The organism is Kitasatospora sp. NPDC092286, assembly GCF_044755565.1.
GTDB lineage: Bacteria > Actinomycetota > Actinomycetes > Streptomycetales > Streptomycetaceae > Kitasatospora.
The window spans coordinates 1-16,287 of sequence record NZ_JBIVRD010000010.1 but is presented as its reverse complement, the minus strand read 5'-3'; the positions used below and the strand labels follow the sequence as shown (position 1 = coordinate 16,287).

At 72.6% G+C, this 16,287-nt stretch carries 14 protein-coding genes; 11 read left to right on the top strand and 3 right to left on the bottom strand.

Translation table 11 applies throughout. The features are described from left to right. The first annotated feature begins 32 nt into the window (after positions 1-32). Positions 33-560 carry a histidine phosphatase family protein gene (locus tag ACIQIB_RS12235; RefSeq protein WP_363607926.1) on the top strand — a complete coding sequence of 176 codons (528 nt, stop codon included), beginning with the start codon at positions 33-35 and terminating at the stop codon, positions 558-560. Positions 561-637: 77 nt separating this feature from the next. On the opposite strand, the gene serB is transcribed toward ACIQIB_RS12235, so the two are convergent. After that, a complete protein-coding gene (gene serB / locus ACIQIB_RS12230; RefSeq protein ID WP_363607925.1) occupies positions 638-1,900 on the bottom strand; it encodes a phosphoserine phosphatase SerB in 1,263 nt (420 codons plus the stop codon). Between the two features lie 288 nt (positions 1,901-2,188). On the opposite strand from serB, the gene ACIQIB_RS12225 reads away from it, so the two are divergent. From ACIQIB_RS12225 to ACIQIB_RS12215, 3 genes are all read left to right on the top strand, one after another. Next, positions 2,189-4,747 (top strand): FHA domain-containing protein, encoded by a 2,559-nt coding sequence (locus tag ACIQIB_RS12225; RefSeq protein WP_400757750.1) that lies wholly within the window; start codon positions 2,189-2,191, stop codon positions 4,745-4,747. Between the two features lie 307 nt (positions 4,748-5,054). Then, a complete protein-coding gene (locus tag ACIQIB_RS12220) occupies positions 5,055-6,152 on the top strand; it encodes a GAF domain-containing sensor histidine kinase (RefSeq protein ID WP_363608012.1) in 1,098 nt (365 codons plus the stop codon). After that, positions 6,145-6,801, top strand: coding sequence for a response regulator (locus ACIQIB_RS12215; protein ID WP_400654030.1), 657 nt, complete (start codon positions 6,145-6,147; stop codon positions 6,799-6,801). The genes ACIQIB_RS12220 and ACIQIB_RS12215 overlap by 8 nt, the downstream gene beginning before the upstream one ends. A 15-nt stretch (positions 6,802-6,816) precedes the next feature. On the opposite strand, the gene ACIQIB_RS12210 is transcribed toward ACIQIB_RS12215, so the two are convergent. Next, a complete protein-coding gene (locus ACIQIB_RS12210; protein WP_400757749.1) occupies positions 6,817-7,620 on the bottom strand; it encodes a hypothetical protein in 804 nt (267 codons plus the stop codon). 147 nt (positions 7,621-7,767) lie between these two features. Here ACIQIB_RS12210 and ACIQIB_RS12205 point away from each other — a divergent pair, with 147 nt between their 5' ends. The 6 genes from ACIQIB_RS12205 to ACIQIB_RS12180 all read left to right on the top strand — a co-directional run bounded on the left by ACIQIB_RS12205 (position 7,768) and on the right by ACIQIB_RS12180 (position 13,658). Then, positions 7,768-8,559 (top strand): ABC transporter ATP-binding protein, encoded by a 792-nt coding sequence (locus ACIQIB_RS12205; RefSeq protein ID WP_363607921.1) that lies wholly within the window; start codon positions 7,768-7,770, stop codon positions 8,557-8,559. A 150-nt stretch (positions 8,560-8,709) separates the two neighbouring features. Further along, positions 8,710-9,132 carry an NfeD family protein gene (locus ACIQIB_RS12200; RefSeq protein WP_363607920.1) on the top strand — a complete coding sequence of 141 codons (423 nt, stop codon included), beginning with the start codon at positions 8,710-8,712 and terminating at the stop codon, positions 9,130-9,132. A gap of 10 nt (positions 9,133-9,142) precedes the next feature. Next, positions 9,143-10,186 carry an SPFH domain-containing protein gene (locus tag ACIQIB_RS12195; RefSeq protein ID WP_363607919.1) on the top strand — a complete coding sequence of 348 codons (1,044 nt, stop codon included), beginning with the start codon at positions 9,143-9,145 and terminating at the stop codon, positions 10,184-10,186. 192 nt (positions 10,187-10,378) lie between these two features. Beyond that, positions 10,379-11,137, top strand: coding sequence for a sulfite exporter TauE/SafE family protein (locus ACIQIB_RS12190; protein ID WP_363607918.1), 759 nt, complete (start codon positions 10,379-10,381; stop codon positions 11,135-11,137). Between the two features lie 226 nt (positions 11,138-11,363). Next, positions 11,364-11,666: a 4a-hydroxytetrahydrobiopterin dehydratase gene (locus ACIQIB_RS12185; protein ID WP_363607917.1), complete on the top strand. Its 303-nt coding sequence runs from the start codon at positions 11,364-11,366 to the stop codon at positions 11,664-11,666. Positions 11,667-11,792: 126 nt separating this feature from the next. Then, the gene (locus tag ACIQIB_RS12180; protein WP_400757748.1) at positions 11,793-13,658 is read left to right on the top strand and encodes a PQQ-binding-like beta-propeller repeat protein; all 1,866 of its coding nucleotides are present in this window, start codon (positions 11,793-11,795) and stop codon (positions 13,656-13,658) included. Between the two features lie 22 nt (positions 13,659-13,680). On the opposite strand, the gene ACIQIB_RS12175 is transcribed toward ACIQIB_RS12180, so the two are convergent. After that, positions 13,681-14,223, bottom strand: a complete 543-nt coding sequence (locus ACIQIB_RS12175) for an HNH endonuclease (RefSeq protein ID WP_400757747.1) — start codon at positions 14,221-14,223, stop codon at positions 13,681-13,683. A gap of 314 nt (positions 14,224-14,537) precedes the next feature. On the opposite strand from ACIQIB_RS12175, the gene tyrS reads away from it, so the two are divergent. Continuing rightward, positions 14,538-15,806, top strand: a complete 1,269-nt coding sequence (gene tyrS / locus ACIQIB_RS12170) for a tyrosine--tRNA ligase (protein WP_363608011.1) — start codon at positions 14,538-14,540, stop codon at positions 15,804-15,806. Positions 15,807-16,287: the final 481 nt, after the last annotated feature.

Below are 16,287 nucleotides of genomic sequence, written 5' to 3'. Positions count from 1 at the left end.
CCGCAGCGGCTTTTCTGCCAAGCTTGCTGGGTATGAGCGCCGACACGCCCCGCAGGATCATCGTTCTCCGCCATGCCAAGGCCGACTGGCCCAACGGCGTCGACGACCACGAGCGGCCGCTGGCCGACCGGGGCCGCCACCAGGCCCCGGATTCCGGCCGCTGGCTCGCCGACTCCGGCATCAACCCCGACTACGTGCTCTGCTCCACCGCTCTGCGCGCCCGCGAGACCTGGAAGCTCGCCGCGCACGAACTGCCCAAGCGGTCGCGCAAGACGGTGTACGAGGAGCGGGTGTACGAGGCCAGCCCCGGCGAGATCATCACCGTCATTCAGGAGACCCCGGAGGAGTACGCCGACCTGGTCCTGGTCGGCCACAACCCCGGAGTGCTCGGGCTGACCCAGGTGCTGGCCGGGGACGAGGGCGACCGGGAGGCGCTGGAACGGCTGCGGCTCGGCGGCTTCCCGACCGCCGCCATCGCGGTGCTCAGCTTCAGCGGTTCGTGGAAGGGCGTCGAGCCGGGCGTGGCCGCGCTGGTCTCCTACTTCACGCCGCAGGACTGACCTCGGGGGAGAGGGGCCCGAGGAGTGCTCCTCGGGCCCCTCTCGTCCGTCCCGGGGCCCGCCCGGCCGACCGCGCGCTACTCGGTCGGCGTACCGTCCAGCGCGTCGGCCGCCTCGACCTCCTCGCGGGTGATGCCCAGCAGGTACAGCACGGTGTCCAGGAACGGCACGTTCACCGCGGTGTCCGCGGCCTCGCGCACCACCGGCTTGGCGTTGAACGCCACCCCGAGCCCGGCCGCGTTCAGCATGTCCAGGTCGTTGGCGCCGTCGCCGATCGCCACCGTCTGCTCCAGCGGCACCTTCGCCTGCTCGGCGAACCGGGCCAGCCAGCGGGCCTTGCCGGCCCGGTCCACGATCTCGCCGACCACCCGGCCGGTGAACCTGCCGTCCACCACCTCCAGGGTGTTGGCCGCCGCGAAGTCCAGCCCCAGCTGCTCCACCAGGTGGTCGGTGACCTGGGTGAACCCGCCGGAGACCACCGCGACCTGGAAACCGAGCCGCTGCAGTGTGCGGATCAGGGTGCGCGCGCCCGGCGTGAACCGGACCTCCGCGCGCACCTTCTCGGTCACGCCGGCGTCCAGCCCGGCCAGCAGCGCCACCCGGGCGCGCAGCGACTCGGCGAAGTCCAGCTCGCCGCGCATCGCCGCCGCCGTCACCTCGGCGACCTTCTCCTCGCAGCCCGCGTGGGCCGCGAACAGCTCGATCACCTCGTCCTGGATCAGCGTGGAGTCGACGTCCATCACCACCAGCCGCTTGGCCCGGCGCTCCAGGCCGGCCCTGACCACCGCGATGTCCACCCGCTGGGTGGCCGCCTCCTGGGCCAGCTCGGCGCGCAGTTCGTCGGTGGCGACACCGGAGACGGCCAGCTCGACGGCGGTCACCGGGTACTTGGCGAGCCGGAAGACACGGTCGATGTTGCCGCCGGAGGCGGTGATCCGGGAGGTCAGCGCGGAGACCGCGGCGGCGGTCAGCGGGTGGCCCAGCACGGTCACGTGCGAACGGCCCTCACGGCGCGGCCGGTTGTCGCCGATGCCGGAGATGATCTCGGCCTGGAGCTTCTGCTCCTCCGCCCAGCGGTGCACGGTGGCCCGCAGGCTGCCCTCGGCGCCGGGCGCGCCGCCGGCCGGGGGGGTCACCAGGGCACAGAGCGTTATCCGGCCCCGGGTCACCACCTGCTCGATGTCGATCACCTCGACGCCGAACCCGGCGAGGGTGGTGAAGAGGCCGGCGGTGATGCCGGGACGGTCCTTGCCGAACACCTTGACGAGCAGGGTGCGCTCGTCCTCGGTCCGGGGCTGCGGGGCGGGAAGCGGCTCAGCGGCCAAGGGCGATGCGTTCATGGTGCCCCCCACGCTACCCGCCGCCCGCCGCCGCCACGGCACCCGTCCACCTCGCGGACGGACGTATCGGAGGTGTGCGTACGACCCGGGTGACGGATGGGTGACGGAGAGGTGACGCGGGGGTGTGGTACGGGTCCGTCGGCGAATCGTTTCCGCCTGGTCACAGTCGTCAGGGGCGACTTTCGTCCCCGGGCGAGGGGCTGGAATGATTCCCCCGTCAGATTCACGATCATCGCGGCCCCGGCCGGGGTCACAATCGGGGGACCGAGAGAGCGGGGCAGGCGAGCAGTGCCGCAACTCGTCATTGAGATCAACGGACAGCAGCGGACTCTGGAGCCGGGGCGGTCCTACAGCATCGGGCGCAACCCGCAGTCGGACTTCCCGTTCGAGGATGCCAGGGTCTCCTGGCAGCACGCCACCATCTCCTTCAACGGAACCGGCTGGCAGCTGGACGACCACGGGAGCACCAACGGCACCTACACCGGCGGCGCCCGCACCCTGCAGGCCCAGCTGTTCCCCGGCGCCGCGGTCAACCTCGGCAACGCCGAGAACGGCCTCCGGCTGAACTTCTCCGCGCCCGCCCAGGCCGCCGCGCCGGCCCCCGCCTGGCACGAGGCCGTCACCAGCCGCGCCGCCGCCCCGACGCCGCAGCCCCCGGTGCAGCAGCAGTGGGCCCAGCAGCCGCCCGTCCAGCAGCCCCCGGCGCAGCCGCCGCCGCAGTGGGGCGGGCAGCAGCAGCCGTTCCCGCCGCGGCAGGACTTCGCCCCGCCGGCGCCCCCGCACGGCGGCTTCCCGCAGCAGCAGGCGCCGCAGCACGACGGCGGCCCGCAGCCGACGGTCATCCGCAACCTGACGGCCGCCATGCGCACCGTCCGGATCGGCCGCGCGCTCGACAACGACGTCGTGGTCTCCGACCTCCAGGTCTCCCGCCACCACGCCGAGCTGCGCCAACTGCCCGACGGCCGCTACGAGATCATCGACCTCGGCAGCCACAACGGCATCTTCCTCAACGGCCAGCCCGTCCAGCGCCAGCTGATGGGCCCGCAGGACCGGCTGACCGTCGGCCACTCCAGCTTCGTCCTGGTCGGCGACCAGCTGCAGGAGTTCGTCGACACCGGCGCCGTCTCCTTCTCCGCCCGCCACCTGACCGTCGAGGTCGAGCACAAGGGCGCCAAGAAGATCCTGCTCAACGACGTCAGCTTCGGCGTGCCGGAGAAGTCGCTGGTCGCCGTCATCGGCCCGTCCGGCTCCGGCAAGTCAACCCTGCTGCGCGCCCTCACCGGCTACCGCCCGGCCGACCGCGGCGACGTCCTCTACGACGGCCGCAACCTCTACAAGCAGTTCGCCGAGCTGCGCTCGCGCATCGGCCTGGTGCCGCAGTCGGAGATCCTGCACAAGGAACTGACCGTCCGCACCGGCCTCAAGTACGCGGCCCGGCTGCGCTTCCCCGGCGACACCGAGGCGCGCGAGCGCGAGGCCCGGATCGACGAGGTGCTGTACGAGCTGCGCCTGGACAAGCGCGCCGACAACCGGATCACCGCGCTCTCCGGCGGCCAGCAGAAGCGCGTCTCGGTCGCGCTGGAACTGCTCACCAAGCCCTCGCTGATCTTCCTGGACGAGCCCACCTCGGGCCTCGACCCGGGCATGGACCGCGAGGTCATGCAGATGCTGCGCGGCCTCGCCGACGACGGCCGCACCATCCTCGTCGTCACCCACTCGGTGGCCGAACTCGCGCTCTGCGACCGGCTGCTGGTGATGGCTCCGGGCGGTTCGGTGGCCTACTTCGGCCCGCCGGACGAGGCGCTGCACTTCTTCGGGTACGAGACCTGGGCCGATGTCTTCCAGGCCTTCGAGAACTACCCGGACCACGACTGGGCCGGCCGCTACCGCGGTTCGGTGCACTACCAGCAGTACTCCGCGGACGTGGACTCCGCGGCCGCGCAGTCCGCCCAGATCGTGCGGGAGGCGGTCCGCCCGCCGAAGCCGCAGAGCTGGGGCTCGCAGCTGTGGACGCTGATCCGCCGCTACGCCTCGGTGCTCGCCTCGGACCGGGGCTTCCTGGCGCTCTCCGTCCTGCTGCCGGCGGTGGTCGGGCTGGTCAGCGTGCTGATCCCGAACGAGGCGGGCCTGGCGAGGAACCCGAAGTCGCAGCTCGGGATCAACAGCGGGGCCGCCACGATCATGCTGATCCTGGCGATCGGCGCCTGTTTCTCCGGGGCGGCCAACTCGGTCCGCGAGCTGATCAAGGAACGGGCGATCTACGAACGGGAACGGGCCACCGGGCTCTCCCGCTCGGCGTACATGATGTCCAAGATCATCGTGCTGGGCTTCTTCAGCGTGATCCAGGGCGCGGTCATCTCCGCCGTCGGCTTCCTGCCGCGCAAGCTGCCCTCCGAGGGGCTGATCGTCAAGAGCCTGCCGATCATCGAGATGAGCACCGGCCTGATCCTGCTGAGCTTCGCCTCGATGATGTTCGGCCTGATGATCTCCGCGCTGGTGAAGACCTCCGAGAAGACCATGCCGCTGCTGGTCATGTTCGCGATCATCCAGGTCGTCTTCACCGGCTGCCTCTTCCAGATCTTCAGCAAGCCGGGCCTGGAGCAGTTCGCCTGGCTGATGCCGGCCCGCTGGGGCGTCGGCGTGGTCGCCACCACGCTGGACCTGTCCAAGCTGATGGGCCCCTGGAACAAGGACCTCCAGAACCCCGAGTACGACGCGGTCTGGGGCCACAACGTCGGCCAGCTGCTCCTCGACGCCGGTGTGCTGATCGCGATGTCGGTCGTCATCGGCGTCATCGTGACCCGCCTCCAGCGCCGCCACGAGCCCGAGGTCATGCAGAAGGGCTGACCCCCTTCGCCCGCTCCACCGGGGCGGCCCTCCCCGATCCGGGAGGGCCGCCCCCCGGCGTTCCGGTGCCGCTCCGGCCCGGGGCGTAGGTCCTCGGACCTGCGCCCCGCGCGCCCTCGGACCGACGCGGGCGGCGGCCGCGCGGCGGTAGTTTGGCGGTATGCCCCCCGCGTCCAGCGACCGCCGGCCCCCGGCCGGACCGCTCCCCGTCGGCCGGATACCGGTCGGCCCGCCGCCCACCGGTCCACTGCCCGCCTGCGAGCCCTGCCTGGCCGGTATCGAGGCCGTCAGCCAGGCCCTGCTCGGGATGAGCCGCCACCTGGAGGTGCGCGAGGTCCTGCGCCGGATCACCGCCTCCGCCCGCGACCTGCTCGGCGCCGAGTACGCGGCCCTCGGCGTACCGGACGACCACGGCGGCTTCGCCCAGTTCGTCGTCGACGGCATCACCGACGAGCAGTGGAAGGCCATCGGCCCGCTGCCCCGCCAGCACGGCGTCCTCGCCAAGATGCTCCACGAGACCGGGCCCACCCGGCTCGCCGACGTCCGCCGGGCCCCCGCCTTCGGCGGCTGGCCGGCCGCCCACCCGGACATGGACGCCTTCCTCGGCATGCCGATCCTCGACACCGACGCCGTCGAGGACGAGCCGCAGGTCATGGGCGTCATCTTCCTCGCCAACAAGCGGCTCGGCGGCGGCTTCACCGACCACGACGAGGAACTGCTCCGGATACTCGCCGCGCACGCCGCCCTCGCCCTCTCCAACGCCCGCCTCTACGAGCGCAGCCGCGAACTCACCCTGGCCGGCGAACGCGCCCGGATCGCCCACGACCTGCACGACGCCGTCTCGCAGAAGCTCTTCTCGCTGCGCCTCACCGCCAAGGCCGCCGCCACCCTGGTCGAGCGCGACCCGGCCCGCGCCCGCGCCGAACTCGCCGAGGTCGCCCGCCTCGCCGCCGAGGCCGCCGACGAACTGCGCGCCGTCGTCGTCGAACTGCGCCCCGCCGCCCTGGAGGAGGACGGCCTCAGCGCCACCCTCGCCTCCCAGGTGCAGGTCCTCGACCGGGCCCACAGCGCCGACCTCGTCTTCGCCGCCGACGGAGTCCGCGCCCTGCCGCCGGCCCAGGAGGCCGCCCTGCTGCGGGTCGCCCAGGAGGCCCTGCACAACGCGCTGCGCCACTCCGGCGCCGGGCGGGTCACCGTCACCCTGGCCGGCACGTCCGCCCGCGGCGCCGTCCTGCGGGTCCGCGACGACGGCCGGGGCTTCGACCCGGAGTCCGTCCGCCGGGCCGGCCGCCACCTCGGCCTGGCCTCGATGCGCGACCGTGCCGCCGCCGTCGGCGGCACGCTCACCCTGGAATCGGCCCCCGGGAAGGGAACGGTCGTCGAGATGGAGGTCCCCGGTGCCTGACACCACGCCAGCGATCCGCGTCCTGCTGGTCGACGACCACCAGGTGGTCCGCCGCGGCCTGCGCACCTTCCTGGAGGTGCAGGACGACATCGAGGTGGTCGGCGAGGCCGCCGACGGCGCCGAGGGCGTGGACCGCGCCCGGGAGCTCGACCCCGACGTCGTCCTGATGGACCTCAAGATGCCGGGCGTGGACGGCATCGAGGCGCTGCGCACCCTCAAGGGCGAGGGCAGCCGGGCCCGCATCCTGATCGTCACCAGCTTCACCGAGCACCGCACGATGGTCCCCGCGCTGCGGGCCGGCGCCGCCGGGTACGTCTACAAGGACGTCGACCCGGAGGCGCTGGCCGGCGCGATCCGCTCGGTCCACGCCGGCCACGTCCTGCTCCAGCCCGAACTCGCCGAGGCGCTGCTCGCCGACGACGGCCCCCGTGCTCCGCAGGGCCGCGGCGGCACCCTCACCGAACGCGAGCGCGAGGTGCTCGGCCACATCGCCGACGGGCGCTCCAACCGGGAGATCGCCCGGAGCCTGCACCTCTCCGAGAAGACGGTGAAGACCCACGTCTCCAACATCCTGATGAAGCTGGACCTCGCCGACCGCACCCAGGCCGCGCTCTGGGCCGTCCGCAACGGGGCGGCCAGGGAGGCCTGAGCGGGGCCCGCGGGCTCAGCGGTCCCCGCGCTCGTCCACCAGGGCGTTGTACGCCGCCACCTGGGCCCGCCGGGCGGTCCGCCGCAGGGGCGCCAGGGCACCCTGGCGGGCGGCCATCTCGGAGGCGCTGACCGCCGCCCCGTGGCCGCCCGAGGCGATCGAGAGCAGCGCGGACACCTGGCGGGCCGACTCCAGCACCCGGACCGCCCGCGGCGGGTAGCCGGGCGCGAGCAGCTCGACGTGGCCGCGCCGGCGGTAGGCGTCCAGGGCCCGCAGCGCCTCGGGGCCGGCCCCGGCGACATCCAGCCGGGCCAGCAGGACGGTCGCCTCGCGCAGCCCGTCCACCAGCTCGCGCTCGGCCTCGTGCAGCGACGGCACATCGGCGGGCGGGACGTCGTCCACCTCCGAGCAGCGCCACAGGACCGTCGCCGAGCGGTCCCCGGCCGGGCCGAACACCTCGATCTCCGGCACCAGCCCGAGCGGCACCCCCACCGCCAGCACGGCCTCGCCCGCGTCCAACGCGCGCTGGTTGAACGACGCGGGGCCGGTCAGCCCCAGCGGGTGCCCGGCGCTCGGCAGCGCCAGCCGCAGGCCCTTCACCCCCAGCACCCGGAGCCGCCCCAGCGCCCAGGTGAGCCCGTGCAGCTCCCCGGGCCCGTCCCCGGGCAGCCCGGTCACCCGGTGGCTCTCGTCGGCGCCGAGCACCGCGGCGGCGGCGTTGTCGGGCGGCACCAGGCCGTTCAGCAGAGCGTTGCCCCAGGCGGTCAACCGCCCCGAACGGGGCTCTTCGTACGGATTGTCGGCAGGAGTCACGAGCATCCGGCCAGCCTACGGAATCGGCGGTCATCCGCGTGGCGTAGGTTTGCCCATGCGCGTGCGGCGCACCCACTCCGTGCCCACCGGCCGCCGGAGTGGCTGCCCGCCCGCACCCGACGGCCGTATTTCTGTATTGGGGAAGGCGTAGGCATGAGCGACGTGCTGGAGCTGGTGGACGTATCCGTGGTCCGGGAGGGGCGCGCGCTGGTCGACCAGGTCTCGTGGTCCATCTCCGAGGGAGAGCGCTGGGTCATCCTCGGCCCCAACGGCGCCGGGAAGACCACCCTGCTGCAGATCGCCTCCACGTACCTCTTCCCGACCGCCGGCAAGGTGTCCGTCCTCGGCGAGAAGCTCGGCGAGGTCGACGTCTTCGAGCTGCGCTCGCGGATCGGCCTGGCCGGCGCGGCCATGTTCGACAAGCTGCCCGCCGAGCAGACCGTGCTGCAGACGGTGCTCACCGCCGCGTACGGCATGACGGTCAGCTGGCAGGAGAAGTACGAGCAGACCGACGAGTCCCGCGCGCTCGCGCTCCTCGACCGGCTCGGCATGGTCAACCTCACCGCCCGCAAGTTCGGCACCCTCTCCGAGGGCGAGCGCAAGCGCACCCTGATCGCCCGCGCGCTGATGACCGACCCCGAGCTGCTGCTGCTGGACGAGCCCGCCGCCGGCCTCGACCTCGGCGGCCGTGAGGACCTGGTCCGCCGCCTCGGCGCGCTCGCGCAGGACGAGTTCGCGCCGGCGATGGCCATGGTCACCCACCACGTCGAGGAGATCGCCCCCGGCTTCACCCACGTCCTGATGATCCGTCAGGGCAAGGTGCTCACCGCCGGCCCGATCGACACCGAGCTGACCGCGCGCAACCTGTCGCTCTGCTTCGGCCTGCCGCTGACCCTGGAGCGGCACGGCGACCGCTGGTCCGCCCAGGGCCTGCCGCTCGGCTGAGGCCGCTGACGCCTCATGAGGTCTCCGGTGAGCCCGCTGACGGCCACTGAAGTCCGCTGAACCGGGGCCGGTCGCACGTGCGACCGGTTTCCGCCCCTCCACCTGCGGGAACTTTCCGCCCTAAGGCCCTTCGCTCCCTAGGATGGACACGTGGACAGCTGGATCTGGTGGCTCCTCGCCGCCGTCGGCCTCGGCATACCGCTGGTGATCACCGCGATGCCGGAGTTCGCCATGTTCGCGGTCGGCGCGCTGGCGGCGGCCGGAGTGGCCGGGCTGGGCGCCGGAGCGGTCTGGCAGGTACTGACCTTCGTCGCGGTCTCGGTCGCGCTGCTGGTCGTGGTCCGCCCGATCGCGTACCGGGAGCTCAAGAAGGGCCCGAACATCAAAATGGGCATCGAGGCGCTCCAGGGCGCCACCGCGGTCGTCGCGGAAACGGTCGACGGGGAGGGCGGGCGGATCAAGCTGAACGGCGAGATCTGGTCGGCCCGTGCGCTCAACCCCGGCAGCGTGTACCAACCGGGGCAGCAGGTCGATGTCGTCGAAATCCAGGGCGCGACCGCCCTGGTCGTCTAGGGGAGAGTCCGTGGAACCCGTCCTTATCGTTTTGGTCGTCCTGGTCGTGGTGGCATTCATCGCGCTGATCAAGACGATTCAGGTCATCCCGCAGGCCAGCGCCGCGATCGTGGAGCGCTTCGGCCGCTACACCCGGACGCTCAACGCAGGGCTGAACATCGTCGTCCCGTTCATCGACCGGGTCCGCAACCGGATCGACCTGCGTGAGCAGGTCGTGCCGTTCCCGCCGCAGCCGGTGATCACCCAGGACAACCTGGTGGTCAACATCGACACGGTGATCTACTACCAGGTCACCGACGCCCGGGCGGCCACCTACGAGGTCGCCAGCTACATCCAGGCGATCGAGCAGCTCACCGTCACCACGCTGCGCAACATCATCGGCTCGATGGACCTCGAGTCCACCCTGACCTCGCGCGAGGTCATCAACGCCGGCCTGCGCGGGGTGCTCGACGAGGCCACCGGCAAGTGGGGCATCCGGGTCAACCGCGTCGAGCTCAAGGCGATCGAGCCGCCGACCTCCATCCAGGACTCGATGGAGAAGCAGATGCGCGCCGACCGTGACAAGCGCGCCGCGATCCTCACCGCCGAGGGCGCCCGGCAGGCCCAGATCCTGCGCGCCGAGGGTGAGAAGCAGGCCGAGGTGCTCAAGGCCGAGGGTGAGGCCCAGGCCGCGGTGCTGCGCGCCGACGGTGAGGCGGCCGCGATCCGGACGGTCTTCGAGGCCATCCACGACGGCGACGCCGACCAGAAGCTGCTCGCCTACCAGTACCTGCAGACGCTGCCCGAGCTGGCCAAGGGCGACTCCAACAAGCTCTGGATCATCCCGAGCGAGGTGGGCGACGCGCTCAAGGGCCTCGGCGGCGCGTTCAACGGCCTGACCGGCGGGGCGAACGGCGGCGCGGTCGCGGCGCCGAGCGTCCCGGCGGCGCCGGCCGCCACCCAGGTCCCGCTCGACCCGGCGGCCGGGCCGCGCCCGCTGGACACCGACACCAAGGGCGCCGCCCGCCCCCGGGTGGACCCGGCCCGCGAGTACCGCAAGATCGACCCGGAGTGATCCGGAGCGTCTCCGGACGCGCCTGATGCGATGAGGGCCCGCCTCCCGTGCGGTACGGGAGGCGGGCCCTCGGCCGTTCCCGAGGGTGCGGCGCGGGCCGGGTCCCACATCCCGGATCGCGGTCGGGTCTGGTGGGCCCGGTACCCGGTCCGGCATGATCGCCTCGGACAGGACCGAGACGAGAGGTGACCCATGACGCTCTGGGAGGCGATCGCCGTCCTGGTGGCGGGTGTCGGGGCCGGGATGATCAATGTGATCGTCGGCTCCGGAACCCTGATCACCTTCCCCGTCCTGCTCGCCGTCGGCATCCCGCCGGTCACCGCCAACGTCTCCAACACCTTCGGCCTGGTGCCCGGTTCGCTGAGCGGCGTGATCGGCTACCGCAGGGAGCTGGCCGGCCAGGGCCGACGACTGCTCCGGCTGGGCACCGCCTCGCTGCTCGGCGGACTGGTCGGCGCCGTCCTGCTGATCAGACTGCCCAGCGGCGCCTTCGACGCGATCGTCCCGGCGCTGATCCTGCTGGCCCTCGTCCTGGTGGTGATCCAGCCCCGGGTGGCCAGGGCGGTCGCGGCCCGCCGCCGGCCCGGGGGAGACCCCGACGGAAGCGCGGTGCTGCTCGGCGGCGTCTTCCTCACCGGCATCTACGGCGGCTACTTCGGCGCGGCCCAGGGCGTCCTGCTGATGGCGCTGATGGGCATGCTGCTCCAGGAGGACCTCCAGCGGATCAACGGCGTGAAGAACGCGCTGGCGATGATCGTCAACGCGGTCGCCGCCGTGTTCTTCCTCTTCACCTCGACCGTGGACTGGACGGCCGCCGGGCTGATCGCCGTCGGCTCGCTCTGCGGCGGGCTGATCGGCGCCAAGGTGGGCCGCAAGCTGCCGCCGCCCGCGCTGCGCGGGGTCATCGTGGTGGTCGGGCTGGTCGCCGTCACCAAGCTGCTGATCGGCTGATCCGCCGTCGCGCCCGGTGCCCGCGGACGGCCCGGAGGGCCCCGGAGCGGGGGAGACGCGTGACACCGGCGGGCGCCGCGAGGTGTCGCCGACCGCGCGGGAGCCCGCCTCCCTATGCTCCTACGTGCGCCTTCCCGTCCGGACCGCACCGGGGCCCTGGCCGCCACCCGGTCCGTTTCGCGGCGGAAGGCCCGACCCTTCACCCCCGACCCACGGGAGCGGTTCGATGAGCAGCAGAGCACGCCTGACCGAGGACGAGATCACCGCCGCGCTGGCCGGACGGCCGGAGTGGTCCAGGGACGGTGACAGCATCGTCCGGACCGCCGACGCCCCGGACTTCCCGGCGGCGATCCGGGTGGTCGTCGCCGTCGCCGAGGCCGCGGAGGCGATGGACCACCACCCCGACATCGACATCCGCTGGCGCACCCTGCACTTCGCGCTCTCCACCCACAGCGCGGGCGGTCTCACCGCGCTGGACTTCGCGCTCGCCGGCCGCATCGACGAGGCCTTCCGCGCCGAGGCGGGGTAGCCGGCCCGCCCGCACCGCGCCTCGCCCGCCGCCCTCCGGAGGCCTCTCCGGAGGGCGGAACGGGCCGCTCCGCCCGGCGTGAGATGCTGGCTGCCGCACTTCAGGCGGTCGGGAGGGACGGAACGGATGGCGCAGGATCCCCTCGGAGACGCCCAGCAGCAGCCCTGGTACCCCCAGCCGCAGCCCGAGTGGCAGGGCGGGTACCCGGAGCAGCAGCAGTGGCAGGGGACCGCCGAGTACGCCACCGACGCCGGGTACGGCACCGCCCCTGGCTACGGCACCGCCCCTGGCTACGGCACCGACGCCGGGTACGGGGGGAACGGGTACGGCCAGGGTGGGTACGGCCACGGTGGCCACCCGGACGGCCCGTACCAGCCGTACGCCCCGTACCCAGGTCACGAGCAGCAGCAGTACGCCCCGTACGCCGTCCCGCAGCCGCCGGCCGGGGACGAGCTCTACGCCCCGGCCGGAGCCGAGTACTCCGCCGACGGCTATGTGCACATCGAGCCGGAACCCGACCCGGAGCCGGCGCCCCAGCCGGGGCCCGCGGCGCCGTCGGAGGCCGCCGTACCCGGCGCGTCCGCCAGGCCGGGGTCGCGGTCGGCGGGCCGGCGGGCCGGCGGCTCCGCAGGCCGTTCCTCCTTCACGGCCAAGGCCCGGGCCGCCGCCGACGCCGTGGTCTCGGCCGAACACGCGCCCGGCCGGCGGGCCCTGATGGTGCGGACCGGCGCCGGTGTCGCCGCGCTCGGCGTGCTGGTCGCCGCCGGTCTGGCGGTCGCCGCCGAGGGCAGCGAGAACGCCTCCGCCGACGGTGATCCCGGCTTCGCCGTCTCCCACGCCAAGGCCTGGTCCGCCCAGCCGGCCGGCGCCGTGCAGCCGGGCGCCGACGACACGCTGGTGGGTAGCTGGCTGCTGGCCGACGCGGTGGTCCGGGCCGACTCCAGCGGTGTCCACGCCTATGACCTGGCGGCCGGCCGGCCCACCTGGTCGGTCGAGCCGCCGGCCGCCGGGGCGGTGCCCTGCGGGCTGTCGCCGAGCGTGAACGGGGCCGGTCTGGGCGCGGTGCTGTTCCGCCCGAAGGCCGATCCGAAGAGCCCTTGCACGCTGGTCGCCGCCGTCGACGCGAAGACCGGCAAGACCGCTTGGACCAAGAGCGTCTCGGACGCCAAGGGCGGTTACGCGGCCCGGATCGGCGTCACCGAGGACAAGGTGATCGCCGTCGGCGACGACCGGGTGATCGCCTGGGAGTCCGCCGACGGCAAGGACGTCTGGCAGTACACCGGCCAGGGCAAGTTCTGCACCCTCTCCGGCGGTGTCACCGGCCGGACCGTCATGGTCGCCAGCTCCTGCGCCGACTCCACCCCCGTCGACCAGGCGGTCTCGCTGAACACCGCCGACGGCAAGGTGAACTGGTGGCGGGGGCTGAACAGCCAGCCGAAGACGGTGACCGTGCTCTCCGCCGAACCGTCCGTCGTCCTGGCCACCGGCGGGAAACCCGACGACGACAAGGTGCTCGCCTGGGGCCCGACGGGCGACCCGGCCGCCGAGATCCCGGTCGCCACCGGGGAGGGCCGGCTCGATGTCGCCCAGGGCACGTTTTCGGCCACACCCCGGGTGTTCTTCCAGGACCGGACGATGGTGACCACGGTCGTCCCGGCGAACGGTGGCGGACCGGTCTCGGTCGTGGGCTACGACCTGGACAGCGGCAAGCCGCGCTGGAAGACGGCGGCGCTGGAGAAGGGCGTCCTGCGGGCGGTCGCCATCGACGACCGGGCGCTGGTGCTGGCCGCCGACGAACGCCGCGAACGGCCCGCCCACCTGAGCCGCTTCACGCTGGACGGCGGCGGCGAGGTGATGGGCGGCAGCTTCCCGCAGGGCACCGGCTCACTGCTGGTCTCCGGCCGGGTGCTGATCGGCGGCGGCAAGGTCGTCGCGGTACCCGAACACTCGGCCAACTTCGGCATAGCGTCCGGGTACCAGGCGACCGGCTGACCCGCTACCCGCCCGGACGGCCTCAGGCCGCGGACGGCACCGCGGGCCCGGCCGGGACGGTTCCGGCCGGCAGCCAGACGGCGAGGTCCCGGGCCTCCGGGCCGCGCAGGCCCAGCGCCGTCATCAGCGTGGCTTGCGGGGTCGGTACGAACGGCTTGCGCAGCAGCCGCATGCCGGCCTGCTCCGGTGTCCGGTCGGCCTTGCGCTGGTTGTCCTCGGCGCAGGCGGCCACGGTGTTCAGCCAGCTGTCGGCCCCGCCCCGCGACTTGGGCTGGAGGTGGTCCACGGTGGTGGCCCGGCGCCCGCAGTAGGCGCACAGGTGCTGGTCCCGGCCCAGCACACCGCGGCGTGACCACGGGGCCTGTTGTCGGAACGGCACGCGTACGTACCGTTGCAGTCTGATCACCCGGGGCACCGGGACGGTGACGCCGGTACCGCGCATGGTCCGCAGCGGGTGCGCCTGTTCCACCACCGCCTTGTCCTGGAGCACCAGCACCACGGCGCGCTGGAGCGACACCGTCGTCAGGGGTTCGTAGCTCGCGTTCAGAACCAGTGTGTTGCGCACCTCGGCCCACCCTTTCCACCGGCGTGCCACGGCGGCACGACCGTCCCCACACACGTCACTGCCGCCGCGCGGCGTTGGCACCACTCTGAAGGGGCCCCGGGCCGACGAACAACGGAATTTCCGGTGTCGGGGCGGGGCGTGGCCGGCGGTGGACGGGGCGGGCCCGCGCCGACCCGGTGCCGGGCCGGACGCCTCGACGGAAAAGCCCTGGCCCGGACCGCGTAGGCTTTGTGACGCTGGAGTCGCTCCGTACCGGGGCCCGGACGAACCGGGTCCGCACCGGGCGGACGCCCGATCGAAGGAGAATCGTGACCGTGACGGACATCGTCGACGAGCTGCAGTGGCGTGGTCTGATCGCCCTGTCCACCGACGAGGACGCACTGCGCAAGGCATTCGCGGACGGCCCGGTCACGTTCTATTGCGGGTTCGACCCGACGGCCCCCAGCCTGCACCTCGGCAACCTGGTACAGATCCTCACCATGCGCCGCATCCAGCAGGCGGGGAACCTCCCGCTCGGTCTGGTCGGCGGCGCCACCGGCCTGATCGGGGACCCGAAGCCCACCGCCGAGCGGGTCCTCAACGACCCCGAGACGGTGGCCGGCTGGGTCGAGCGGCTGCGCGGCCAGATCTCGCGCTTCCTCGACTTCGAGGGCCCGTACGCGGCGCGCATGGTCAACAACCTGGACTGGACCTCCGGGATGTCGGCCATCAGCCTGCTGCGTGACGTGGGCAAGTACTTCCGCGTCAACAACATGATCGCCAAGGAGGCCGTCGCGCGGCGGCTCAACTCCGACGCGGGCATCAGCTACACCGAGTTCAGCTACCAGATCCTCCAGGGCATGGACTACCTGGAGCTGAACCGCCGCTACGGCTGCAGCCTGCAGACCGGCGGCAGCGACCAGTGGGGCAACCTCACCGCCGGCACCGACCTGATCCGCAAGGCCGACGCCAAGTCGGTGCACGCGCTGGCCACGCCGCTGATCGTGAAGGCCGACGGCACCAAGTTCGGCAAGACGGAGTCCGGCACGGTCTGGCTCGACCCCGAGCTGACCACCCCGTACGCCTTCTACCAGTTCTGGCTGAACGCCGACGACCGGGACGTCCCCACCTTCCTGCGGATCTTCAGCTTCCGCACGAAGGAGGAGGTCGAGGAGCTGGAGCGCGAGACCGCCGAGCGGCCCGCCGCCCGGCTCGCGCAGCGGGCACTCGCCGAGGAGCTGACCACCCTGGTCCACGGCGCCGAGCAGTACCAGCGCGCGGTGGCCGCTTCCAAGGCACTGTTCGGCCAGGGGGACCTCGCCGACCTGGAGGCCCCGACCCTGGCCGCCGCGCTGGCCGAGGTCCCGAAGGCCAAGGTCACCGAGCTGCAGTCGATCGTCGACCTGCTGGTCGCCGTCGGTCTGTCGCCGAGCCGGTCGGCCGCCCGCCGGACGATCAAGGAAGGCGGCGCCTACCTCAACAACGTCAAGGTGACGGACGAGGAGGCGGTGCCGGCCGAGTCGGACCTGCTGCACGGCCGTTGGCTGGTCCTGCGCCGTGGCAAGCGCAACCTGGCGGCGGTGGAGCTCACCGCGGCCGGCTGAGCCTGGCCGAAACCACACCGCTGCTGAACTGCGGTTTTCAACCCTGAGGGCCGGATCTGGTCAGATCCGGCCCTCAGGGTTTGACGAGGTCGTCCGACTGGCCTAATGTTGGACGAGTCGCTTGAAGCGGGCAGGTGCACGAGAGGCCGAGAGGCCACCGCGGACCAGCCGGAGCGGCCATCACACTCAGCAAGCCCAACTCTCACTCGATGCCCATTCATTTGGGTTGTTCGGCGTTTTTGTCGACGGGTGGGAGCGGGAATTTCGGGTTAATCCTGAAATGCGCTAATGTGGGGGTCGCCGCAGAAAAGCGGACCTGGCCGGCCAGGATCGGATGAATGAAACTCCGGAAAACGGAGCGGAAAACATCTGGTAAGCTGGAAATGCGAAAGAACGAAGCGCCCGGAGGGCCCGCTGGAAGGCGGCCTGAAGGAAGTGTCCGTTCCTTGAGAACTCAACAGCGTGCCAAAAGTCAACGCCA

Coding starts and splice junctions, on each gene's coding strand:
- ACIQIB_RS12210 (WP_400757749.1), bottom strand. CDS start 7,620: ATGCTCGTGACTCCTGCCGACAATCCGTACGAAGAGCCCCGTTCGGGG.
- ACIQIB_RS12185 (WP_363607917.1), top strand. CDS start 11,364: ATGAGCAGCAGAGCACGCCTGACCGAGGACGAGATCACCGCCGCGCTG.
- ACIQIB_RS12180 (WP_400757748.1), top strand. CDS start 11,793: ATGGCGCAGGATCCCCTCGGAGACGCCCAGCAGCAGCCCTGGTACCCC.
- ACIQIB_RS12235 (WP_363607926.1), top strand. CDS start 33: ATGAGCGCCGACACGCCCCGCAGGATCATCGTTCTCCGCCATGCCAAG.
- ACIQIB_RS12190 (WP_363607918.1), top strand. CDS start 10,379: ATGACGCTCTGGGAGGCGATCGCCGTCCTGGTGGCGGGTGTCGGGGCC.
- serB (WP_363607925.1), bottom strand. CDS start 1,900: ATGAACGCATCGCCCTTGGCCGCTGAGCCGCTTCCCGCCCCGCAGCCC.
- ACIQIB_RS12205 (WP_363607921.1), top strand. CDS start 7,768: ATGAGCGACGTGCTGGAGCTGGTGGACGTATCCGTGGTCCGGGAGGGG.
- ACIQIB_RS12220 (WP_363608012.1), top strand. CDS start 5,055: ATGAGCCGCCACCTGGAGGTGCGCGAGGTCCTGCGCCGGATCACCGCC.